Annotated in this window: 1 protein-coding gene; it reads left to right on the top strand. The window is 66.6% G+C overall.

Annotated features, from left to right (window positions below; translation table 11 throughout):
- Nucleotides 1–410, top strand: a 410-nt coding sequence (locus I6F38_RS43530; protein WP_225164732.1) for a hypothetical protein, incomplete at both ends; no start/stop codon positions are given.

Here is a 410-nt window from a genome sequence, read left to right as displayed (position 1 = left end):
GGGCCGACCATCGCGCTGGCGTACTTCAACCCGCCTGCTGGTATGGGCGGCGATCCTGTCGGCCTCGGCAGTGACCAATGCGCTGGTGGAAGTGATGGACGCCAGTCGCCGCGGCGCCGATCTCGGGCTGTGGGAGCCGATGATCTGGGAGTTCAGCAGCCTCGGCCTGGTCCTGTTGACCCTGCCGCTGCTGTGGTGGGGCTGCGAGCGCTGGCCGCTGCATGCCGATACCTGGAAGCGGCGGTTGCCGCTGTATCTGCTGGCCAGCGTCGGCTGGTCGCTGCTGCACGTGGTGGGGATGGTGCTGCTGCGGCACCTGGCCTACGGGTCGCTGGGCCATCGCTACCAGGATGATGCCGGCTGGCTGGAGCGTTTTGCCTACGAATACCTGAAGGATGTACGCACGTTTG

Source organism: Bradyrhizobium sp. BRP56 (genome assembly GCF_020194035.1).
Classification (GTDB): domain Bacteria; phylum Pseudomonadota; class Alphaproteobacteria; order Rhizobiales; family Xanthobacteraceae; genus Bradyrhizobium; species Bradyrhizobium australafricanum.
This window is presented reverse-complemented; position numbering and strand designations above follow the sequence as displayed.